The organism is Spirosoma pollinicola, assembly GCF_002831565.1.
Lineage (GTDB): Bacteria > Bacteroidota > Bacteroidia > Cytophagales > Spirosomataceae > Spirosoma > Spirosoma pollinicola.
The window spans coordinates 4,344,614-4,368,540 of the sequence record NZ_CP025096.1 but is presented as its reverse complement, the minus strand read 5'-3'; the positions used below and the strand labels follow the sequence as shown (position 1 = coordinate 4,368,540).

General features: G+C 49.2%; 17 protein-coding genes. 8 read left to right on the top strand and 9 right to left on the bottom strand.

The features are described from left to right. The first annotated feature begins 212 nt into the window (after positions 1-212). The 3 genes from CWM47_RS18380 to CWM47_RS18370 all read left to right on the top strand — a co-directional run bounded on the left by CWM47_RS18380 (position 213) and on the right by CWM47_RS18370 (position 4,506). Positions 213-1,748, top strand: a complete 1,536-nt coding sequence (locus tag CWM47_RS18380; protein WP_100993936.1) for an ankyrin repeat domain-containing protein — start codon at positions 213-215, stop codon at positions 1,746-1,748. A 1-nt stretch (position 1,749) separates the two neighbouring features. Next, positions 1,750-2,250 carry a DUF2271 domain-containing protein gene (locus CWM47_RS18375; RefSeq protein ID WP_100989686.1) on the top strand — a complete coding sequence of 167 codons (501 nt, stop codon included), beginning with the start codon at positions 1,750-1,752 and terminating at the stop codon, positions 2,248-2,250. A gap of 63 nt (positions 2,251-2,313) precedes the next feature. After that, positions 2,314-4,506, top strand: a complete 2,193-nt coding sequence (locus CWM47_RS18370) for a PepSY domain-containing protein (RefSeq protein ID WP_100989685.1) — start codon at positions 2,314-2,316, stop codon at positions 4,504-4,506. A 72-nt stretch (positions 4,507-4,578) separates the two neighbouring features. On the opposite strand, the gene CWM47_RS18365 is transcribed toward CWM47_RS18370, so the two are convergent. The 4 genes from CWM47_RS18365 to CWM47_RS18350 all read right to left on the bottom strand — a co-directional run bounded on the left by CWM47_RS18365 (position 4,579) and on the right by CWM47_RS18350 (position 8,984). Next, positions 4,579-5,565, bottom strand: coding sequence for an FAD:protein FMN transferase (locus CWM47_RS18365; protein WP_100989684.1), 987 nt, complete (start codon positions 5,563-5,565; stop codon positions 4,579-4,581). Between the two features lie 308 nt (positions 5,566-5,873). Further along, entirely contained in the window at positions 5,874-6,695 is an 822-nt protein-coding gene (locus CWM47_RS18360) for an alpha/beta fold hydrolase (RefSeq protein WP_100989683.1), read from the bottom strand. A 210-nt stretch (positions 6,696-6,905) separates the two neighbouring features. Beyond that, positions 6,906-8,486 carry a Na+/H+ antiporter gene (locus tag CWM47_RS18355; protein ID WP_100989682.1) on the bottom strand — a complete coding sequence of 527 codons (1,581 nt, stop codon included), beginning with the start codon at positions 8,484-8,486 and terminating at the stop codon, positions 6,906-6,908. A gap of 24 nt (positions 8,487-8,510) precedes the next feature. Then, entirely contained in the window at positions 8,511-8,984 is a 474-nt protein-coding gene (locus CWM47_RS18350) for a nuclear transport factor 2 family protein (RefSeq protein WP_100989681.1), read from the bottom strand. A 440-nt stretch (positions 8,985-9,424) separates the two neighbouring features. On the opposite strand from CWM47_RS18350, the gene CWM47_RS18345 reads away from it, so the two are divergent. Both CWM47_RS18345 and CWM47_RS18340 read left to right on the top strand, forming a co-directional pair. Then, complete coding sequence (locus tag CWM47_RS18345; RefSeq protein ID WP_206170664.1) at positions 9,425-11,491, top strand: sigma 54-interacting transcriptional regulator; 2,067 nt, start codon at positions 9,425-9,427, stop codon at positions 11,489-11,491. Further along, on the top strand, positions 11,484-13,844 hold the full coding sequence (locus tag CWM47_RS18340) for a tetratricopeptide repeat-containing sensor histidine kinase (RefSeq protein ID WP_100989680.1): 2,361 nt from the start codon (positions 11,484-11,486) through the stop codon (positions 13,842-13,844). Before CWM47_RS18345 ends, CWM47_RS18340 begins: the two co-directional genes overlap by 8 nt. A gap of 15 nt (positions 13,845-13,859) precedes the next feature. Here the strand turns inward: CWM47_RS18340 and CWM47_RS18335 are convergent, their stop codons facing one another. After that, entirely contained in the window at positions 13,860-14,756 is an 897-nt protein-coding gene (locus tag CWM47_RS18335; RefSeq protein WP_100989679.1) for an AraC family transcriptional regulator, read from the bottom strand. Positions 14,757-15,135: 379 nt separating this feature from the next. Between CWM47_RS18335 and CWM47_RS18330 the strand changes: the two genes are divergently transcribed. Then, positions 15,136-16,077 (top strand): DUF5996 family protein, encoded by a 942-nt coding sequence (locus tag CWM47_RS18330; RefSeq protein WP_100989678.1) that lies wholly within the window; start codon positions 15,136-15,138, stop codon positions 16,075-16,077. A gap of 167 nt (positions 16,078-16,244) precedes the next feature. On the opposite strand, the gene CWM47_RS18325 is transcribed toward CWM47_RS18330, so the two are convergent. The 3 genes from CWM47_RS18325 to CWM47_RS18315 all read right to left on the bottom strand — a co-directional run bounded on the left by CWM47_RS18325 (position 16,245) and on the right by CWM47_RS18315 (position 18,577). Continuing rightward, the gene (locus CWM47_RS18325; protein ID WP_100989677.1) at positions 16,245-16,718 is read right to left on the bottom strand and encodes a Dps family protein; all 474 of its coding nucleotides are present in this window, start codon (positions 16,716-16,718) and stop codon (positions 16,245-16,247) included. A gap of 41 nt (positions 16,719-16,759) precedes the next feature. After that, positions 16,760-17,695, bottom strand: coding sequence for a ring-cleaving dioxygenase (locus tag CWM47_RS18320; protein ID WP_100989676.1), 936 nt, complete (start codon positions 17,693-17,695; stop codon positions 16,760-16,762). A gap of 96 nt (positions 17,696-17,791) precedes the next feature. Further along, positions 17,792-18,577 (bottom strand): alpha/beta fold hydrolase, encoded by a 786-nt coding sequence (locus tag CWM47_RS18315; RefSeq protein WP_100989675.1) that lies wholly within the window; start codon positions 18,575-18,577, stop codon positions 17,792-17,794. A gap of 307 nt (positions 18,578-18,884) precedes the next feature. Here CWM47_RS18315 and CWM47_RS18310 point away from each other — a divergent pair, with 307 nt between their 5' ends. Then, the gene (locus tag CWM47_RS18310; RefSeq protein WP_100989674.1) at positions 18,885-20,918 is read left to right on the top strand and encodes a glycoside hydrolase family 127 protein; all 2,034 of its coding nucleotides are present in this window, start codon (positions 18,885-18,887) and stop codon (positions 20,916-20,918) included. Positions 20,919-21,432: 514 nt separating this feature from the next. On the opposite strand, the gene CWM47_RS18305 is transcribed toward CWM47_RS18310, so the two are convergent. After that, positions 21,433-23,382, bottom strand: coding sequence for a serine-rich family protein (locus tag CWM47_RS18305; RefSeq protein WP_240625947.1), 1,950 nt, complete (start codon positions 23,380-23,382; stop codon positions 21,433-21,435). Positions 23,383-23,632: 250 nt separating this feature from the next. On the opposite strand from CWM47_RS18305, the gene CWM47_RS18300 reads away from it, so the two are divergent. Further along, on the top strand, positions 23,633-23,926 hold the full coding sequence (locus CWM47_RS18300; RefSeq protein WP_240625946.1) for a hypothetical protein: 294 nt from the start codon (positions 23,633-23,635) through the stop codon (positions 23,924-23,926). Position 23,927: the final 1 nt, after the last annotated feature.

Sequence of the window (23,927 nt, the reverse complement as noted above, 5' to 3'; positions counted from 1 at the left end):
CGTATGATTTCTATGATTAACGATGATTCGTATTGTTGAAATCATAAGAATCATATGGATCTGCGGTCTATCCCTTTTTACATAAAGCGCTGTCAAATTTAATGGCTATGCACAATTATTATTTAGACTGAATCTTATTAACTTGCGGCCCGTTTAAATCTCCTTCGTGATTGAACGCCTTGTTTCAGCCTTTCAACTTCAGTATTCTCCGAATGAAACCATTACTCATTGCCCTCCTGGTCGGTATTTCGATCTCTGCCCAGGCCCAGAAAAACGTATTGCTGGAACAGTCTTTCTGGCAAAGCAAGCCAGATGTAGGCCAGGTTAAGGCAGAGGTCGAGAAAGGGAACAACCCATCACAGCTCAATCCGATGAGTTTTGATCCCGTCGTTATGGCCATTAATGCGCAGGCACCTAATGAAACGATCAGCTACCTGCTGTCGCAGCCGGGCAATGATGTGAACAAGGTGACCCACGATAGCCGCACGTATCTGCACTGGGCGGCCAACCGGGGCAATGTGGAAATTATGAAAGCCCTGTTTGCCAAAGGCGCGAAAGCCAGTGTTGAAGACAGCCACGGCATGACGCCGTTAAATTTTGCGGCAGCTGGCGGACAGGCAAACACAAACGTTTATGACCACTGCCTGGCGCACGGTGCCGATCTGAAAAAAGACCTGAATCACGACGGCGCAAATGCCCTGCTAGTGGCCATTGCCAACGATAAGGATCTCAAACTGACCGATTATTTTGTCTCGAAAGGGTTAAGTCTGAAAAGTACGGATGCCGCCGGTAACAATGCATTCAGTTATGCAGCCAGAGGGGGTAATATCGACATTCTGAAAGCAGTGCAACAACGAGGAGTTCCAGCCAACGACAATGCGCTGATCATGGCCAGTCAGGGAGGCCGCCGGGGTGCTGCCCCAATAGAGGTGTTCCAGTATCTGGAAAGCCTCAATATCAAACCCACCGCAACGAACAAGGCTGGTGAAAATGTGCTGCACGCCATCGTCCGCAGACCCAAACAGGCTGAACTTATCCAGCATTTTCTGGATAAAGGTGTTGATGTCAATCAGGCCGACGAAGAAGGCAATACGGTGTTCATGAATGCAGCCGCAGCCAACCGGGATGTCGCGGTGCTGGAAATGCTGATGCCGAAGGTAAAAAATATCAATCAGGCCAACCAGAAAGGCACGACAGCGCTGGCCATGGCCATCCGGGGTAATTCGGCCGACGTAGTGAACTTTCTGATAGCCAAAGGAGCCGACGTTACTGTGACAGATAAAGACGGCGACAACCTGGCCGCTTACCTGATCCAATCTGTCAAATCAGGCAACGGACCTCAGCAGGAAGGCGGCCCTCGTCCGGAAGGTGGACAACGGCCTGAAAGTGGCCCTAAAACCGACGACTTTACCGCGAAACTGGCTCTGCTTCAGGGCAAAGGAATTGATATGAAAGCCCCACAAAAGAACGGCAACACGCTCTATCATCTGGCCGTTGCCAAAAACGACCTGTCGCTGTTGAAACGGCTGGAACCGCTCCAGATCGACGTGAACGCCCGCAACAAGGACGGTATTACGGCTTTGCACAAAGCGGCCATGATATCGAAGGATGATACGCTGCTGAAATACCTGTTGTCGATTGGTGCCAAGAAGGACATTTCCACCAATTTTAAAGAAACCGCTTTTGATCTGGCCAGTGAAAATGAATCGCTGTCTAAAAACAATATATCCGTTAATTTTCTGAAATAGTATGTCTCGTTTGCATAAAATTGGCGTGTTGGCCCTGGCCCTGACGCTTGCCGGATCATCGGCGTTGTTTGCTCAACAAGCCGGCACTTCCCAATACAAGTGCATGATCCAGATGACCAACTACATGGGCGAAAAAGCGTATATCGCCGTTTCGCTTATGAACGGGAAAGGGGCTTACGAAAAAACGCTGTATGTGCTCGGCTCCGATAAAAAATGGTACCCGGATGTGAAGGGATGGTACAAGGCACTGGGCAAAAAAACTGCCAACATCAGCGCCATCTCCGGGGCATCGGTGGCTGGCGGAGATCGTAGCGTTATCATGCTGGAAATCGATAATTCGAAACTCAACAAGGACTACAAAATTCGGTTCGAGAGTGCCGTGGAGGATAAAGAAGATCACACAAAAGATATCGAAATTCCGCTGACGACAGAAGCACTTTCTGCCAAAAACGAGGGCACGGGCTTCATTCGCTACGTACGTTTCAGCCCCAACCAACTCTAGCAACAGCGTTGTGCCAACCACGTTGAGCCAACCACGTTGCTCCAATAAACAGCGGCCGGATTTATGACCATTTCTGTCTGGAGATACAGCCACTTAGCCCTGGCTGTATCTTCTTTTCTTTTATTAACTCTGGCTTCGATTACGGGTATCATTCTGGCCTTCGAACCCGTTTTGCAGCAAATCAAGCCCTATCGAGCCGATGCCGTTGCTCAGGTTACGCTGGCGCAGGCACTGCCCGTTCTCAAGAAAAGCTACTCGGAAATCAGCGAGCTGAGTGTTGACGCCAACCAGTTCGTACAAATCAAGGCGAGTGATGCGGACGGAAAAAATCTGACCGCCTATGTCGATCCGCAGACAGGCAGGATTTTGGGTATTCCCAGCCCGCAAAGTGAATTTTTCCAGTGGGTCACCGCGTTGCATCGCTCGCTGTTTCTGCACGAAGCTGGCCGGTTTTTCATTGGCCTGACCGCCTTTTTGCTGTTGCTGATCACCGTTTCCGGAACCATGCTGATTATCCAGCGTCAGCGGGGAGTGAAGCGGTTCTTTACCCGGATCGTTCGGGACAACTTTGCCCAGTATTACCATGTCGTGCTGGGGCGGCTGTCGCTGATTCCTATCTTCGTCATTGCATTGTCGGGAACCTACCTTTCGTTGGCCAGATTCGGTCTGGTTGGTCAGGAGAATGTTGCGCCAAAAATCGACCTCGACGCCATTCGGTCAAAACCACAGCGGACGTTGGCCGACTTTGCCGTGTTCCAAAATACACGGCTCGCAGCGGTACAAAGCATTGAATTCCCCTTTTCTGAAGACCCCGAGGAGTACTACATTCTGAAACTCAAAGACCGCGAATTGACGGTCAATCAGCTAACGGGCGACATTCTCAGCGAAACCAAATACCCAACCGCTGTCTTACTCACCAATTTAAGCCTTGATCTGCATACCGGACGGGCAAGCGTTCTTTGGGCACTCATCCTGGCGGTAGCTTCAGGAAACATCCTCTTTTTTATCTATTCCGGTTTTGCCATTACGTGGAAACGACGGGCTAACCGTGTAAAAAACAAGTACAAAGCCAGCGAGAGCCGGTTCATTATCCTGGTTGGGTCGGAGAACGGCAGCACGTTTCGGTTTGCGCAGATCATTCATCAACAGTTGCTCAAACAGGGAGAGAAATCCTTTTTGACCGAGTGTAATAACTATACCGTTTTCCCCCAAGCCGAACACCTGATTGTGCTGACCGCTACGTATGGGCTTGGTGAGGCTCCTACCAATGCGACCAGGTTTGTAAAACTGCTAGAAACATACCCACAAACGCAGGCTGTCCGCTATTCTGTACTTGGCTTTGGTTCGCATGCCTACCCCGATTTCTGCCAGTTTGCGTTTGAGACCAATCAGGTACTGGCGCAGCAATCATGGGCCATTCCGCTGATCGACATCCATACGGTCAATGACCGCTCGCCAGCCGACTTTGGCTTATGGGCCGAAGCCTGGGCACAGCAGGCCAACCGGCCAATGCCCGTCTCATCTGAACTTTTAGTAGTACCGGAAACCCGACTGGACAAGCTAACCGTGATCAATAACACGCGCACCGCGCAGCCTGACGGGACGTTCCTGATTCGGATGCGGGCCCGACATCGACGCGTTAAGTCGGGCGATTTGCTGGCCATTTACCCTGCCAATGACCACCGCGAACGGCTGTATTCCATTGGCGTCATGGAAAAAGAGATTCAGCTAAGTGTCCGGCTGCATCCGGGCGGAATTGGGTCCGGCTTTTTACATGAACTGACTCCCGGCGAAACAATTCGCGCCCGGATTGTCAACAACGATCATTTTCATTTTCCGGACAAAGCGCCCGTTGTTGTGATGATCGCCAATGGCACCGGTATCGCTCCATTTCTGGGCATGATCAGCCAGAATAAGCAGCAGGTCCCTTGCCATTTATACTGCGGTTTTCGGCAAAGCGCATCGCTCGAAGTCTACAGAGACTTTCTGGACGAGAGCCAGTCGGCTCAAAAGCTTACGAAGCTGCATATAGCTTATTCGAGGGAGGGTGAAAAACACTATGTTAGCGACCTGCTCGCCCGCCACGCCGACTTCATTGCGAATACGTTGCTGATGAAGGGTGTACTCATGATTTGTGGCTCGCTGGCTATGCAAAAGGATGTTATTGAGCTGCTCGAAACAATCTGCCAGTCAAAACTGAACAAGCCCGTAAGCGTTTATCAATCGCACGGCCAGATACTAATGGATTGTTATTGAGATCATTAGCTTTTCTCGTAATCTACTATCACCGGCTACAACACCTGTTGCCGTGATCATGAACGAGTAGTGTTACAGGTGATCCTTGTTCAGCCCCAGACTGCGGGAAGAAAAAATCTGTCCCTCGTCGGTAATCAGGATATAGCTGTAGTTGGGATATTTCCTGATTAGTTTCAACCCGGCCTCTTTGCCCAATACCATCAGCGAGGTACTGAATCCATTAGCGGTCTCGGCACTCGGACCAAAGACGGTTACGCTGCTCACGCCCGTTGCCGGATAACCCGTGCCGGGATTGATGATATGCGCATATCGTTTACCGTTGAACACGACAAACTTTTCGTAACTCCCCGAGGTCACGACGGCGCTCTGTCGGATGGGCAAAACCGCAAAAACCGTATCATTTTGCAGCGGGTTGGTAATGCCAATTGCCCAGTTGCTCCCATCGGGTTGTTTGCCCCACGTGCTCATATCGCCGGACCCATTGACAATCCCCGCTTTAATTCCCCTGGCCAGCATCATATCGCGGCAGCGGTCGGTGGCATACCCCTCCCCCAGCGCCCCAAAGCCAATTTTCATGCCTTTGCGCGTCAGGAAAATAGTGGATTTCGCCCGATCAAGAACGATATGTTGATAGCCTACTTTCTCAACCGACTTCTTCACCATTTCCGGGCTGGGCATTTCGGTCATCGAGCCGTCGAATTTCCAGATTCGGTCCATTGCGGCAAAACTGATGTCGAAAGCGCCGTTCGTAATTCTGGACAAATGGAGCGCCCGTTCCGTTAGGGCAACTACTTCGGGGTCGACCCGGACCGGTGCAATCCCGGCATTTTTGTTAACCTGGGATATTTGTGAATCAGCTTTCCAGTCGGAGATCAAATTCTCTATTCTTGCCACTTCAGCAATGACCAGATCAATACTATGTTCGGCTGACAGGGAGTCAGTAGCTACAATGGTAATATCAAACCGGCTCCCCATTAATTTGATAGCTCTCTTTCGCAGCACCTGAGACGTCGCACTGAATCCCGATAAAAGTAGAATCAGAAATAAGACTTGTTTCATACCGTAAAAATAGGCCCAAACAGGTCAGGCTCTTCACAAACTGAGCACATTTACGGCCTGAATTTCGCGGTTATCTACCTTGGTGGTTGCTTATCAGGTTAACGATGAAGCTGTTTAAACTTTCATAAATGAGTTGATAATAAGTGGATTTTGTCGTTCCTCGGGCCGGGTGGCCGGAGCCATGACAAAATCCACCTAATTCTACCTGAGAAATAAAAGTTTAAACAGGTTCGATAAAAAAAAAGCTGTCACTAGTTCTAGTGACAGCTTTTTTTGATACGGTGCGTTTACCCTCGATTATTAACAAATCAGGAATTTATAAAGGCCAGCAGGTCTGCATTAATGGTAGCCGCTTCGGTGGTGGGCATGCCGTGGGGAAAGCCCGGATACGAAATTAGTTTCCCATTTTTCAACAGTTTCACCGCTTTGGCTCCTGAAATAGGAAAGGGAACGATCTGGTCATCTTCGCCGTGCAGCACCAGAACTGGTATATCCACCGCTTTCAGATCTTCCGTAAAATCGGTTTCTGAAAACGCTTTGATACCATCATGGTGAGCTTTGATACTACCCATCATAGCCTGCCGCCACCAGTTATCCCGGATGCCCTGCGACACCGCTGCTCCTTCGCGATTGTAGCCGTAAAAAGGAATCGTAAAATCCTGAAAATACTGAGGGCGGTGAGTAGCTGTACCCTCCCGTATTTCGTCGAATACCGACATAGGCACGCCATCCGGATTGGTTTCTGTCTGGACCATGAGTGGTGTAACCGCACTGATGAGCACCCCTTTGGCAACCCGCCCCTGACCATGTTTCGCGACATAGTGTATTACTTCACCCCCGCCCGTAGAATGGCCAATGTGAATGGCATTTTTTAAATCAAGGAAAGCCGTTAACTCCGCCACATCGGCAACGTAGGTATCCATATCGTGCCCTTCTGACGTTTGAGACGAGCGGCCATGCCCCCGGCGATCATGGGCAATCACCCGAAATCCCTTTTGTACGAAGAACATCATTTGACCATCCCAATCGTCGCCTGACAAGGGCCAGCCGTGATGAAACACAATAGGTTGGCCTGTTCCCCAATCTTTATAGTAAATCTGGGTTCCGTCTTTCACTGTGATCTGACTCATGTTTTTGGAATTTATGGTTAATAAAAAAGTACTGATTTTGCGATCCTCACCGACCGCTATATTGAGTTGAATAAGGAGACAAACTTACAGGCTGCGGGGCTGAGCGGAGCGGTACAAACAGCGGGGATTCCGGTAAAAAGAGCGGATTTCCACTAGCGCTAAGCCGAGATCGACGGCATTGCCTATTGATGAACCCGTTCTTGTAATCCTCTATACATCAACATTTTGCAGCTGGATTTCTTCTCGATCCAGCTCATTTTCCAATTCATGGAACAACTCGACGTCGACTAATTGACTGTCGCGTAAGGTTAACAATTCAGCCCGTTGCGCCTGAATAGAGGATAGGGTTAGTTTGCGACTGAGTTGGTGTTGACATTCCGTTTTTTCCGGATTTCCCCGGTCAAGCTCGTCAACACGTTCCTGATGCCGATCAATGATTCCCTGGACCGTGTCGCCGGTAAGACCTTCCTTATCGACCACGCGGTGGACACCCGCCAGGGCCCGACGCGAAAGCCGTTGCCAGACTTCCCGACGGGACAGGAAATCGGTGGGTTGCTGCCCAAACTGTAAAGCCCTGATAACAACAGGAAGCAGACTCCCCTGGCCTACCAGCGTAAACAGTATCACACAAAACGTAATGAACAGGATCAGGTTTCGGCCCGGACATGGCAGGCCATTCGGTAGCCGTTCAGGAATCGATAAGGCAGCCGCCAGCGATACAATGCCCCGCATGCTGATATAGGCTAACAACGTTGTGTGTTTGTAGGACGGAAACACGGGCGGACGGTGAAACATCTTTCGCACCTGCGTAGAAACCGTGTCGGCCAAAAAGATACCCAGAAAGCGAATCGCCACAGCCGTCAAACTAATGAGTAGGCCAAACCAAACGAGCTGCTCCAGCGACTGCCCGTTGATCGAGGCCGCAACATGCGGCAACTGCAACCCAATCAAAATAAAGATCAGCCCATTCAGCAGCACAATCACAAAATCCCAGACAGCGATTGCCTGCATCCGGGTGGTCGGGCTGTGTACCCTCGATTGCTTGTGGCCTAATAATAATCCGGCCGCAACTACACTGAGTACCCCGCTAAAATGAAGATGTTCGGCCGCTATGTAAGCCGAATAAGCCGTCACAAATGTCAATACCGTTTCCAGAGCGGGTTCCAGATTACCATATTTATGCATCCAGAATGAACTGTAGCCAATGGCTAGCCCTACCCCAATCCCGCCCCCGGCTAACCGAATGAAATCCAACAAGGAGTCGGTCAGGGAAAAGCTCCCCGTACTCATCGTGGCCAGGGCAAGCTGAAAGATCACCAGGGCAGTGGCATCGTTAACCAGACTTTCGCCTTCCAGAATAGCCACAAGTCTTCGGGGTACCGCCAAGGTTTTCATGATCGCCGTAGCGGCTACGGCATCGGATGGCGAAACGATAGCCCCCAGCAGTAAGCCTGTAGCCAGCGTAAAACCTGGAATAAATGTGTGAGCGACATAGGCTATACCAAGGCTGGTGGCCAGCACCAATCCAAGAGCGAGCACAAGAATCGGCTCCAGATTTCGGAGAAAATTGCCCCAATTTGTATACCAGGCCGCGCTGTAAAGGATAGGTGGCAAAAAAACCAGCAGCACAACCGACGAATCCAGGGTTACGTTTGGCAAGCCGGGAATAAAGCCAATAATCAAACCCCCAACCGTTAGTAAAATGGGGAAAACCAGGTTAAGCCGTCGGGCCAGCAGCGCCAGCCCAATTACGAATATCAGCAGTAGAAGAACCGTTTCAAGTGGATGCATGCTTGTTTTCAGTATACGCTAGGTTCACGATTGAGGGCTGTTTCCATTACCGGAATGATGCCTGTTAGCGAGGTGATCAGGCTCTTTATTGTTCTGTTGCAACCGGTCGAAGAGGCTGGCAGAATCCCAGTTGAACGCTCTTAGTTCAACTACTTTATCATTTTTCACCTGCCAATAGTGGAGGAAGGGAAAAACGGCGGGTTCGTTGTCGATAAGAAGTTTACCGGCAAAAACTCCGGTTGTGATAAGGACGTCCTGTGGCTGATCGCTATCCGGCATAAAATAGACCAGGGAGTTCACGCTGAGGTTCTCACAGCGTTTGTATATACTCGACATCATCGTCAGAAAGCCGCTTCTACCATGATATTCTCCATCGGCAGGCCCGTATGCAGAAATACGAAATACAATTTTCTCATCCAGTACGGGCAATATCCGGCTTATATTGTTGTCAGCAAATACCCCATAAACGACATCGATGATACTTCTGGAAGTGGACATACTAGTGAAAGATAAGCTACCTGACCATACGCTATATCAATGTGGATGCCAGCCTTCAGGGTAGGTATAAAATAAGCATCTGGACTTATTTTTACGGGCAAATTCCTCATTTTCAAGCGCTAGTAAACCCTATCAAATTTATAGTAGTCAACCAGTGGATTATATATAATTGGACTTCTCCAAAAAAACTGGAGCTCTCTGTATTTTCTGTAGGGAACGTGTAGTTAAATACAGGAATCGTATCGATGAAATGGGGAGTTATTGCTAAATTTTACTCGATTCTTGCGTAACTAATTACTTATCCACTTCCAATACGCACCTAAAAAGCTGATTCACCGAGGTTTTAACATCTCTATACCAACAGGAGCCTTAATGGGAACAATTCTTGTGGACAGCTAAAAACGCGGTTTATGCATGACATCCTTTAACTCGTTCGGGCAATGCAACCACCAGTCAATCCTCCTCTTTCCTCAACATCATCCTGTAAGATTTTAATTGTTGAAGATGAATACATTATCGCCAATGACCTGGAACTCATCCTGCAGGAAGCAGGCTACCCGGTTATTGGTATTGCCGACTCCATGACCGAAGCGCTCATGCTTATGGATCAACAAAAACCGGATATCGTTTTACTCGATATTTACCTGAAGGGCAAAGAAACCGGCATTGATCTGGCCAAGCAGCTGGAAGGTATGGGTATTCCCTTTATTTATATATCTGCCAACGACAACAGAAGCGTATTGGAAGCCGTAAAGGCGACTCAGCCCATTGGGTACATTGTCAAACCTTTCCGGGAACAAGATCTCCTTACGGTGCTGGAAATCAGCCGGTACCGCTATGCGCACAGTGTTGAAATGAAGCTCCGTGAAGAAAAGGCACTTCAAATTGCCTTAACGGATGCGCTGTCGGCTTCGGGAAGCTGGGAACAAAAACTGCTGAAAGCAGCGATGGTTCTTCAGGCGCATGTGCCCTTCGATTTCCTGTCGATTCAACATCGAAAAGGCAACGACGTTCATCGGTTTAATTACTATCGGGTTGGCTTTGAGGAGTATCAAACCATTAGTCTGGTGGATATCCAGCAGATGACCAGCACAACCGTCGATCAACTGCTTCAGCTGGAGCCCGGTCCGATACCAACCGGTCTTGAACGCTACGATGGAGATACCTTTGCTACGTTCTGCAAACAGAATCGGTTTGTTCAGATGCTCGCGACAACATTCCGGCTTGAGTCGGCATTGGTCATGCCTCTTGGCGTAGGACCCGTTGATACGTTCTGCATTACCTTCCTGAGTCGTAAAGGCGATTCGTACCTTTCCCGGCACCTGAGTTTACTGGAGCGATTGGAACAGCCCATTGTATTGATGCTGGAGCGGGCACTTGCCTTCGATGAGGTTGCCCGGCTCAGCGAACAGCTGAAACGGGAGAATAACTACCTTCAGGAAGAGGTAAAAACATTAGCGAATTTCGAAGAAATCATTGGCCGAAGTCCGCGCCTGTTACGGGTTTTTGAGCAGGTTACTCAGGTAGCTACAACCGACACGACGGTACTTATACTTGGCGAAAGCGGGACCGGAAAAGAACTCATCGCGCGGGCGGTCCATAACCTGTCAGCACGCAAAGGCAAAATTCTGGTAAAGATCAACTGTGCCACGCTACCGGCTGCACTCATTGAATCGGAACTGTTTGGACACGAAAAAGGGTCGTTCACGGGTGCCTTCGAAAAGCGGATCGGCAAGTTTGAGTTAGCACATGGGGGTACCATTTTTTTGGATGAGATCGGGGAAATGCCGCTCGAATTACAGGCTAAATTACTGCGCGTACTACAGGAGAAAGAGATCGAACGAATTGGGGGCAAAACGCCCATCAAAACCGACGTGCGCATCATGGCTGCCACCAACCGGCATCTGGAAAAAGAAGTCGCCGAGGGACGCTTCCGGATGGACCTGTATTATCGACTGGCTACGTTTCCCATCCTCCTACCCTCCCTACGGGAACGACCGGGCGACATACCGCTGCTGGCCCAGTTTTTCGCCCGGAAAGCGGCCCGGAAACTTGGTAAACCGTTTCGGGGAATCAGTGAAACGGTACTCAGTGAACTGATCAATTACACCTGGCCGGGTAACATTCGGGAACTGGAAAACGTCATTGAGCAGGCCGTCATCATCAACGACGGTCAATCGCCACTCAGGCTGGGTCGACCCTTGGAGAACAACTTTTTTGCCATGACAACGCCCGGCCCCATGAGTCAACCAGATGCTGGTTTTAACCGGTACGGGCAACCGGCTTCGGCAAAGCCCAGAGATATGGGGGATGTTAAACAGATTCAGCAGGAAACCGAACGGGAATATATCCTGGCGGTCCTTAAACAGACAAATGGCCGTATCCGGGGGACTGGCGGGGCGGCTGAATTATTGAACCTGAAACCAACAACACTCGAATATCGCATGGAAAAACTGGGTATCAGAAAGGTACTTTCCATGCAGTCACCAACTTCGTCAAATGACTAATTGGGTATCCCTTTTCCGGCGAACGCATACACTGGCTGACAGGCGTCTATCAAGCGTAATCTGTCTATGTCTACTCGGAATTACCTGTCAGTTTTTAATTAGCTTACCTGCTGCGGGTCAGAATATTACCCGAAAAATGGTCAACCAGTTGTTGATCAAGGTACAGCCTGGTCAGGCAGATACCGCCCAGCTTGGTGCCCTGATCGAATTAGGCAAGTTTCATGTCTATAAAGCGGGCGAGGTTACCGTTGATCTGGACAGCGCAATCGGTTATTTGAAACAGGCAGAAGCGTTAAGTACCAAGCTGCATGTGTCGACCGAAAAACACCGGGCTGAAAGTTTGCTGGTGATCGCTTATATGGAGCGGGGAGATCGCCAGCTTGCGCAGTATCTTTTCGTCAAACTGGTTGATGATTGCAAGCGGACGGGTGATGCAGAAACAGAAGCCGACGCCCGGTACCGATTCGCCGTCGCTCAGCGGTATATCACCCGAAATTATCCCGAAGCCGTATCCGGGTATCGCCAGGCAGCCGCGCTTTACAAGGCGCTTGACAAGCCGGAAAGAGAAATCAAGTTATACGAAGAGATCGCCGGCCTTCATGCCGACCTGGGCGAGCTGGAATTGGCCGAAAGCGAGCTGCTGGATGTACTGAAACGCTACAAAGCGATCAAGTATACCAGGCTTCATTACACCTATGCCTGGCTGGCGGGTGTAAGTCGGTTAAAAGGGAATTTTGACAAGGGTCTTTTATATGCACTGAAAAGCCTGGAAAGTATGAACAGGACCCAGGACACCTTGTCGGCGGCTAGTTTTTACGGCACTATTGCCGAGATCTACATGGAGCTGGGCAAACAGGATCAAAGCATTTACTGGTTCAAAAAAACGCTTCAGCAATGGCGACAGGAAAAGCTGCCTAATTATTCATTGTATTATGCCGCAAGTCTTATCGTGCAGGATTTAATCGGGCACCACAAAACGAAAGAGGGCCTGCGGCTGATTACGAACCTTGTCCGGGAAATTTCACCCGTCACGAACATTCAGAAGGGGTGTATTTTCCAGACGCTGGCCTATTGTTACGACGATCTGAAGAATTACTCACAGGCAGAAACGTATTATCTGGAATCCATTAGCTGGTATGATCGCTCCGGCAATGATTTTGAAATGTCGCAGAAAGTAAAGGTGGATGCCGGACGATTTTATCTGAAACGAAACGACTTAAAAAAAGCCAGTTTTTACCTGCGAAAAGCGCTGGCCTATAACCCTCAGAAGAACGCCCTCTCCACGATAAAAGATATTCATTTCATGCTCTTTAAAGTAGACTCTACCGAAGGCAATTACCTGTCGGCTATTGACCATTTCAGACAGCATAAAGCACTGAATGACAGCATATTCAGTGTCGTTAAAAGTCGACAACTGGCCGTGCTGGAGGTCCGGTATGCAACCGCCAAACGGGTCCAGCAGATCCAGAGTCAGCAGCGTGAACTCGCCAGAGAAAAAACAACGCGCAATGGTATTCTGGCGGGGAGTGCGCTCCTGCTGGGTTTACTGGGTGTGAGCTATAATCAATACCGATTGAAACAACGAAGCAATAAACTTCTGGAGGCTAAACAACTGGAAATCAATCGCCAGAATAAATCACTACAGCATATTGTCGATGAGAAAGAACTCCTCATTCTCGATAAAGACAACCTGCTCGATGAAAAAGAAGGCTTGCTGGAAGAAAAAGAGTGGATGCTTAAAGAGATTCACCACCGGGTAAAAAATAATTTGCAGATCATCACCAGCCTGCTCCACTCGCAGGGTGTTTACCTGAAAGATAAAGCGGCTCTTTCTGCCATTCGGGAAAGCCAGAACCGGGTGCATATCATGGCACTGATTCACCAGAAACTTTACCAGTCTGACCAGTTATCGACAATTCCGATAACCGAGTATATTGACGAAATCGTTGACTATCTACTCGTTACGTTTGCCCGACAGCGTTCTGTCACCAAAAAAATAACCATTGCGCCAATCAATCTGGATGTTCTTCTGGCGGTACCGCTGGGCCTTATTCTCAACGAAGTGGTTACCAATTCCCTGAAGTATGCTTTCCCGGACAACCGGAACGGGTGCATCCAAATTGACCTTTCTGTCGTTGCCGATAAGACGTATCGACTCACGATCAGTGATAATGGCGTTGGCTTTCCGCCCGATCTGAACCCCAACCGAAGCCGGACGCTGGGCATGAGTCTGATTCGGGGACTCAGCAAGCAGATAGGTGGAAAGCTGCAAATCCATCAGACCGATGGCGTGCAGATCAGCCTGACATTCACCGAGGAAAAAGTAGGTCAGGCAGACCTCGCCAATGCATAAGCCTCATTATTCAGGCTAACTGAATGATGGTTGCAGACAGGCCGTATTCAGGCGTGCAGGACGAAGCAGACTTCGTCGGTAATCGGTGGGCGTCGATTGGTAATAGCGCTTGAAAAGCTTGTTGAGGTGGCAAATATCCGTGAACCCGAATTCGTCAGCTATCTGCGAAATGGTCATGGTACTCAGCCGTAGCCTTGTTTCTACCAGTTGCAGCTTATAGCGGATTATGTACTGACTGATGGTTTCGCCAGCCTGTTGCTTAAACAAAGCGCCCAGATGACTTTGCGAATAGTTGAATACATCGGCCATTTTTTCCATGCGCAGATGATCCGGCCGGGTTATATGATGACTAACGTACATACCAATACGCTGCATCAGCGAGGACGAACAACCAGTCGACGGGTTGGCTCCTACCGCTCGCTGCATGAGTTGACGATCCACCAGACTCAAAATCGTTTTCATCAAAGCCTCAACGACTTGATTCGCCATCAGTTGCCGATGATTGTGCTGTTCCGTTAAAATTATGTCGACAAGTGCGTTCAGATTTTGCTGCTCAATGGAATCGGTCACGATACTCCCCACGAGCTGGTGGTTGACCATAAGTCCGTGCTCTTTAATCTGTAACCAGGAAGTTGCGCCAGACATGGCTAACCCGGCCATATAAAGCTCGGTGAAAGAGAGACAGCAAAAGCAGGTCATTTTTTCGATCACAAACGAATGACTGTCCAACGGCCCCAGAAAAAACACATCACCGGCCTGATAGGCAAACCGGTTGCCGTTGATTACATGCTGCCCGCTTCCGGTACGAATCAGGATTAATTCAAAGTGATTGTGGTCATGAATCGGGTACGTCCATAGGCTTGTTTCAACTACCTGAACAGTAAGGAGTTCATGCTGGATGCTGCGTTTCATAACGGGACGTGTTTGAGATGGATGTTGGCGGAATGTCTACGACAAATTACATTGCCAATAAAATGCCAACTCACAAAACACACGTACACTACACGCCAGATCAGGCTAAATTACTGATAATCAACCTCTTTTAATTTTATACATTTCAGAAGCTGCCTCCAGAATTATTGGAGAGTCCATTATTTCTGGAGGCAGACTCTGGAGTTAGTGATCAGACAAGGCGGCTTCACACATTCTAGGCTCATAAAAAGTTATTGTACTGTAAACCCGTCAATTTATACCGGTCACTTCGTTTATGTGCCGTTACCTTTGCCCCTTTACAGTTGGTAATCGTTAGTTTTAGCATATACATTTTATCGCCAGTCCGGCAATTTACCCTATGACGACAAAACAACTTATCGAACCTAGCTGGCCCGCTCTTGATTTTGCCGACTGGCATGATACACTCGTAACGCTTCATCTCTGGACGCAGATTGTGGGAAAAATACGGCTTCGGCAAATGCCCTGGACGAACCACTCCTGGCATGTCCCGCTATACGTGGCTTCGCAAGGATTTACTACGGGTAGTTTACCTTATGAGGGGGGCGTCTTCCAGATAGACTTTAATTTCCTGGCCCATCAACTGCGCCTTAGTACCAGCAACGGCGAGGTGGCAACGATCAGACTCTATGCGCGTAGCGTCGCCAATTTTCATCAGGAACTGATGGACCAGCTCAACCAGCTAGGTATTGACGTCTCGATTCACCCCGTTCCAAACGAAGTCGAACAGGCTATTCCGTTTGCCGAGGATGAAATCCACCACTCTTACGACCCTGTTATGGTTAGCCAGTTCTGGCAGGCAGTTGTACGTATTCATACGGTGTTCACTCGTTTTCGGGCGGGCTTTACTGGCAAATGCAGTCCGGTACATTTTTTCTGGGGCAGCTTCGATCTGGCCGTTACACGATTTTCGGGTCGACCGGCTCCCCTGCATCCGGGGGGCGCGCCCAACATGTCTGACCGGGTAATGCAGGAGGCCTACTCTCACGAAGTAAGCTCGGCCGGATTCTGGCCTGGTAGCGAGCAGTTTCCCCAGGCCGCTTTTTATTCCTACTGTTACCCCACGCCGGAGAATTTTGGCCAGCAACCAGTCAAGCCAGCCGAGGCATTTTTCAGCCCCGAAATGGGCGAATTTTTCCTGCCCTACGATGCCGTTCGACGGGCAGCTGACCCGGAACAGATGCTGCTCGATTTTCTCCGGACAACCTACGAAGCTGCCGCCAAAACCGGGCAATGGAACCGGAACGCGCTTGAATGTGATTTTTCATCCTTTGAGATGTAACGCGAAAACAAGGTAGCAATGACCGGACGACTAAAATCATACAATTGATAGAACACTGATTTTTATGATCAATGGGATAAGGTTAAGATTTAGCCATGAAAATCATAATCACACTTAATCCTTATAAAAATCAGTGTTCTATTGGTATATACATTGTGTCTGGCTTCTTACTTAAGGTGTGCCCGGAGCATCCAGGCGATTTTTTCGTGTTTCTCCATAAGCCCCGTTACGAAATCGCTCGTACCGGCATCCTTATGCGCATCCTGAAACTCGTCGATGTTTCCCCGAATAAATTCAATGATACTTTCATGGTCGCTCAGGAGTTTCCTGATTAGACTCCGGCTGTCGTTACCGTCCTCATCCTGTTCGGTGAGGTGCGTTAGTTGCAGGAAGTTTTTCAGCGTAGCGGGGGCGTAATGGCCCAACTGGCGGATGCGTTCGGCCACCCCATCCACAATCTCCACCGACTGGTTATACAAGTCCTCAAAATAGTTATGTACGGAATGGAAGTCGATACCTTCCAGGTTCCAGTGCGCGTTGAGGGTTTTGGTGTACAGCACAAATTCATCGGCCAGCAGTTTGGCTAACTGATGCGCAACAACTTCCCGGTTTTCGGCTGAAATGCCAATACTTGTTTGCATGGACTCGTTCGTTTAGTAGTGATCAGTATGGGATAATTCTGTTATCGGGCCACTAAGAGTGGTAATGACTTCTCGATGCGTTCCCGTGAGGTTTCGTATTGTTTCGGAAGTTTGAGATTGGTTCCCAATTCTTCCAGCGGTTCATCTACCGTAAAGCCGGGGTTATCGGTGGCAATTTCAAACAGGACGCCCCCCGGCTCGCGGAAGTAGAGCGAGAAGAAATAGTCGCGGTCAATTTTGGGCGTTATCTGTAATCCTTTGCTCAGAATCTTATCCCGAAACTCCATCTGAATAGTATCGTTCGCCACCCGGAATGCCACGTGGTGATTGGTTCCGGCGGCATTTCTGCCTGTTGTCCCTTTGGGTTCTTCCAGCAAATCGACAATCGAAGCGGTGGGAATCGCATCCGTAACAAACCGGTAGCGATTGCCCTCCTGGGCTTGCAGCGTATACCCAAAAATATCGGTCAACACGCGGGCAGTTGCCTCAATTGTTTGCAGACTCAGCGTTACGCTATGAAACCCCTGCGTTGCCATGTCTAGTTTGATGTCCGCCGTTTCCCAGACGGGTCGCTGATCTGAATGCTGAATGAGCGCAATCGCCAGCCCATCGGGGTCAGTGAAGGGCAAATAGGTTTCACCAAACCGCTCCGACTGTTCGCCCATAGACACCCCAAACTCCATGAATCGCCCGGCCCAGTTATCCAGGCTTCCGGCCGGTACGGAATAGCCGATTTCGGTGGCCATACCCACCCCGTTTTTACCGGGTCCTATACCCTCCCAGGGGAAAAACGTCAGGATGGTGCCGGGTGTCCCTTCTTCGTTGCCGTAGTAAAAATGATACGTACCAGGATCATCGAAGTTGACAGTCTTTTTTACCATGTGCAGCCCCAGCACATGGGTATAAAAATCGTAGTTGCGCTGGGCATTGTTGGCAATTGCCGTGATGTGATGTAGGCCTAAAATGCGGTTGTCCATGCTGTTAAGTGAATTGTTGTTGCTCGTAGTACTATACATTTAATTTAAGTTGTGAGATGACAGTAGCGCTGTCATCTCACAACTTAAATTAAGCATTCACATTGACTTTACCTTACTGGCGGCTTCCAAAATGAACGCAGCTACTTTCTCCGGCTGAGCCAGCATGGCAACATGGCTGGATTTCAGTTCGAGGGTAGTTGCCTTGAGTTTTTTGGCCAGCGTCCGTTCAAGATCCGGATTGATCATGCGGTCATTAGCCGCAACGACATACCAGGAAGGCTTGCTTTTCCAGGCCGCTTTGGTAATTTTTTCCTTTAGGGCCGTGAAAGCCTGTGGCCCCTGCGTTGCAATCAATAACTTCCGCTCTGATTCGGGTAAGTCCTGCGCAAAATCGTCATTGATACCTTTGGGCGACATGCTGACAAAGCCGTAGGCATCGGGTCTGATCTCATCATTTCCGGGTGTGGAGGCTGCCGTCTGTACCAGTTCCAGGAATGACTGACCTTCGTCGGGAGCCGCTGCGGCTACATAAACAAGCCCGGCTACCTTGTCGTGGTTACCCGCTTCCGTTATGACCACGCCCCCCCAGGAATGGCCCACCAGTAAAACGGGACCACTCATTAACTCGATGGCCCGTTTGGTAGCCGCCACATCGTCGCCCAGCGAGGTGAGTGGGTTTTGCACCGAGATTACATGGAGTCCCTTAGCCTCCAGTAAGGGAATTACTTTGGCCCAGCTTGAGCCATCGGCCCAGGTGCCGTGAACCAGTACTACATTTTTTACGCCGGTGGCTGATGCCTGAGCCGACACATCTTCGGTTGTTGAAAGTGTCATGCTGATACTAAGTAGTGCGCCTAAAACGACGCGGTTAAACGTGTCCATACATAAAATTGGTTAGTTGGTAAAACTGGAAAGTTCGTAGGCGTTGATGCGGCAAAAAGCGGAATTGTCTTCGTTGCTTTTACTAGGACAAACCTACGGAGCGAGGGGCTGGGGAGAGCGGTACAAACAGCGGGGATTCCGGTAAAAAGAGCGGATTTCAACCGGGACTATGTTCCATTGCCTTCAGAGGCAGCCGAATCCGCAAAGGCAGTGGCTGAGCAATTACGCCATAAATGTCATGCTTGCCAGTAGTAAAAAAAGCCAGCCCGTGTACTTCTACCCGTAACCCGATAGACCCCATCACGCCATGCTTTACCGTCAACGTTTACATCTGGTCTTGCTCGCTGCCCTGCTAACTCAGGTGGCCGTTGCTCAGCCCGCCCGCACACATATCATTCACCCGCTGAAACTGGAGCAGGTGCGCGTGAATGACCTATTCTGGAGCCCTAAATTAAAGGTGTGGGATGCCAAAACGGTATACGATGTGTTCGACAAGCTGGAAGGTCATTACGAACCCGATCTCAAGGATTTAATAGACGAAAAAACGAAGCTGGGACGTACGCGTAACGCGTTTCTGAACTTCGACCTGGTGGCGCAGGGAAAGAAAAATACGGGCAGCCATGATGGCCCTCCCTGGTATGATGGGCTGGTATACGAAACCATTCGCGGTGCCGCCGACCTGCTGGCCGAATACCCCGACCCGAAACTGGAAAAGAAGATCGACGCCTACATTGACCGCATTGCCGCAGCTCAGGCCGCCGACCCGGATGGCTATCTGAACACCTACACAACCCTCGAAAAACCGACACAGCGGTGGGGTACGAACGGCGGAGACGATAAGTGGCAACATGATGTGTATAACGCGGGTATGCTGATCGAAGCCGCCGTGCATTATTACAAAGCCACGGGCAAAACGAAGCTGCTTAACGTAGCGACCAAATTCAGCAATTACATGTATCGGGAAATGGGGCCGTATCCCAAAAAGAACGTCATTCCCGGACATGGTGGACCGGAAGAGGCTATCCTGAAACTCTACTGGCTGTTTACCGACGAACCGGGGCTAAAAGCGAAAATGAGCGTACCCGTAAACGAGAAACACTATTACGAACTGGCAACGTTCTGGATCGAAAACCGGGGTAATTACGGGGATAAAGACGGTCGGTATGCCCGAAAGAGCGACGAGTCATACAATCAAGATCACATGTCTGTCTTTAAACAGCGCACGATAGAGGGCCATGCCGTGCGGGCAACCTTGCTGGCCACCGGCGTGGCGGCTACGGCGCTGGAAAATCAGGACCCACGCTATGTGGCAACGGCCAACGCTTACTGGGATAATATGATTGGCAAGCGGATGTTCATCACGGGGGGCGAAGGCGCCATTGCCGATGGGGAGCGTTTCGGGGCTAACTTTTTCATGCCCGAATCGGCTTATCTGGAATCCTGTGCTGCTATTGGCTCAGCATTTTTCAGCCAGCGCATGAACGAACTCGAAGCCGACGGCAAATACATCGACGAACTGGAACGGGTGCTGTATAACAACCTGCTGTCGAGCATTTCGCTACAGGGCGATCATTACTTTTACGAGAATCCGCTGGTAGCCACCGACCACAAGCGCTGGGCCTGGCATGGTTGCCCGTGCTGTCCGCCCATGCTGCTCAAAATGGTGTCGGCGCTGCCGGGATTCATCTACGCCTACGACACCGATGCCGCCTACGTGAACCTGTTTATTGGGAGCCAGGCCGACCTGAGCGTTGAGGGAACCAACATCAACCTAAAGCAGGTGACACATTACCCCTGGAAAGGCGAATCGGTGATTGTTGTCAATCCGGCCACACCGAAAACCTTTACGGTGAAAGTCCGCATACCGGGATGGGCGCAAAAGCAGGAAAATCCGTTCAGTTTATACACCTCTTCCGTTGGGGGCCAAGTGTCGTTGAATGTGAACGGGAAAGCTGTGGCCGTGCAACCGCAGAATGGGTATGTATCTATCCGTCGAACCTGGAAAAAAGGCGACCGTATCGAACTGTCCCTGCCGATGCAGCCCCGAATCGTTTCCCCCAGCGATTCGATTCAGACAATCAAAGGCAAAGTAGCCTTGGCGTCCGGCCCTATTGTGTATGGACTGGAGGGCATCGACAACCCCAACCTGAACGAGCTCACACTACCCGCCAGCACCCCGCTCACGTTAACCTACAAAACGGCACTCCTGAACGGGGTCAATGTAATTACAGGGCAGGGCCAGAATAAAGACGGGAAAGCGGTAAGTTTCAGCGCCATCCCGTTCTATACCTTCGGCAACCGGGGCGTTTACCCGTATAAGGTTTGGGTGCCGGGCTTGTAGATATTCTACGTGAAGGTGCATCATGGCCGGAGCTTAGAAGCATACATGATTTGGCGAAAGAATTATTTTGCCGAACGTTATGCCTAAACGCAAATCAGCTAGCCAGCAATGAAGCTAACTAGCTGATTGTCAAGGTAACCACAATTGGATTAACACCTTTACCCATAACTAATTGCAATTCAATTAGTTAAAAATTAATATAATCTCGGTTGACGGTTAGCCCATAATGCAAAATATTTACGAATTAGTAGACAGTCGGGTTAACGGAGGTTGTAACTTCAGACTTTATTCGATCGGCCTTTATTGGTCACTTGGTTTGGTCAGAGCCGGGTAGGTGGTTCCCCCGGCCCGTTTTTTTTAGACTTTGTATTGCTCTCTCCTTGAGACACTATACCGTTGTGTCGTCATCGATTGTCAACTTACTACAACTTTATATGAAGTCGAACGATTGGCAGTCCTTCTGGCGCCTTGTGCATAGGACAGGTATATGCGGCTGTATTAGGCCAAGAAGGTGCTAATGAAAATTATGTTTCGACAACTTCTGCAACTGAGTTTCGAGTTTATGTATCCTTTGATTCTGCTTGTTAATCTGCATATCTTTTAATTGGTCGGCTGTTTTTAAGTCAATCAAATATAAAGTCAACTCCTCAATTTTCTCCAATAACTTAGCGTTCATCCTGACTAGATCCACTCCTTCGCTGACTACCTGCTCGGCTGAAGGAATGCCAGGTAAATGACCCTTTTGTTTGATGTACTCGCCAACTTCTGCCAGCGAACGGAGCTGGTAAGTGTTAGCAAAAACCTTATCGCTCCACTCATTGACATTGTTAATGCTTAACCGATAACGGCCTTTAACCACATTGCCTTGTTCATCGACTGTCAGAAAGGTATCACTTGACAGAGTTACTGGACTGCTGGCTGTTAAATCAGCCAATTTGACGCCTGACTCGTTTGCCCGACCGCTACTGATGTGTAGGCGAGTTGTAGGAGCAGAAGTGCCAATTCCTACATTGGCCCCGTTTCCCAACACAACAGCGTCACTTATGGCTACAATGGCCCCTGACCCAACAGCCGTGGCATTAGTAATGGGCTGGGCGTTATCTGCCGGAGCTACGCCAGTCTGAAAGCCGAGGAACGTATTTCGTGAGCCTTGGTCATGCAGCCCACTGGAATAGCCGATGTACACATTATCGTCGCCGTTACTAGTGGTCGGCCCTGCTTTGTTACCTACAAAGGTATTATGATTACCTGTCGTATTACCTCGGCCTGACAAAATACCAAAAAACGTGTTACCCTGCCCTGTGGTAGTACTGTAACCTGATCGATATCCTACGAACGTATTGGAGTCAGCTACGGAATTATACCCCGATTGGTCGCCTAAAAAAGTATTGTACTTGTTAGATTGGTTGCTATACCCTGCTGAGGAGCCAACAAATACATTATTTGTCCCTGTTGTGTTGCCATATCCTGACTGAGCACCAATAAATGTGTTTTGATTGCCGGTTGTGTTGTCATATCCTGCCAGTTGTCCCAGAAAGGCATTCGACACTCCTGTAGTATTCGCAAAGCCTGACTTGCTGCCAATAAAGACGTTGCCATTAACGCTACTGTTGTAACCAGTGCTATCACCGACAAACACATTAAAACTACTGCTCACTCTATCAGCCGCTCCATAGCCAGATTTGCTGCCAATAAACACATTGACACTACCACCTTCGTTTGCCGATCCTGCTGCTTCCCCCAAAAACGTGTTGCTGAAACCCGTCCTATTTCCAACTCCCGCTGAATGCCCAAAATAGGCGTTGTTTCTGCCTGTTGTATTGGAGTTACCTACTTCATCGCCTACAAATGTATTTGCCGTACCCGTGGTGTTATTAAATCCCGTATTGACACCTACAAAGGTATTATAGCTACCTGTTCTATTTGAATATCCTGAAGTGTGACCAACAAATACATTGTTGAGGCCTGTAGAATTAAAGCGGCCAGCGATTGCGCCAACGAATGTATTTTGTCCACCTGATTCATTGTATGCCCCAGCTTCACTCCCTAAAAATAAATTTCTGGCCCCTGTAAGATTAAATCGCCCCGCTGCCTGACCAACAAAGGTGTTGCTGGTTCCTGTTGTGTTGGCATAACCAGCCTCATGTCCTACGAATGCGTTGTTGTTACCTATTGTGTTATTAAACCCTGCACTTTGTCCAAGGAATAGGTTATTGCTGCCTGTTGTATTGAAATATCCTGCTTGGTCCCCAATGAAGACATTATTACTATTTGTAGTTGACCTACCAGCACTTCGGCCAATGAAGACATTACTAAATCCATCACTATATAGACCTGCATCTAAACCTATAAATACATTACCAATGCCAGGCGTTATTGAAATAGGCTGCCGAATAATTAGGTTATCCTGGGCTATTACAGATAGAGGCAATAACAAGAGTGTTATGTAGAGTTTTTGACGCATAAAAGTCAGTAAATATAAAAAAAAGAAGGTATGAATTTTGGTTCACATAAGTTGTGCCAAGATATAGTTGTGCGTTGAGTAATTGCCTTTTAAGTCAACCATTATTCCAATTGGTCAGCAATAACTAGATAGGTTGTGCTCTCAGTTCGTTTTTTTCTATTTAAACAAAATTCAATTGCCTACCCCTTAATTTTGACATCGATTCTTTTTACCTAGGCTAGCTGTCATACATCTCTTTATAATCAGAGAATTGATATACCCCTACCCTTGTACCCGGACAACAGTAATTAGGTATCAACCTACAAACCCAGCCCCTACAACAAGTGCCGCCCCCGTTGCCAGTCAGCAGGAATGGCCGAAAGAGTTGGCCCAACAAATGCAAGCCGTTCGGGATGCCGTTCAACAGGCGGGCGTTCCGCTCAGTACAAAACAGGTTGCCGCCTTTTTCCAGAAAACCCGGCCCGAAAAAATACAGCCGTTACTGGATACGTTAGCCGCCCTGGCCCTGTTACGTCAAACACCCGAGGGGGCCTATGCTATGTAAC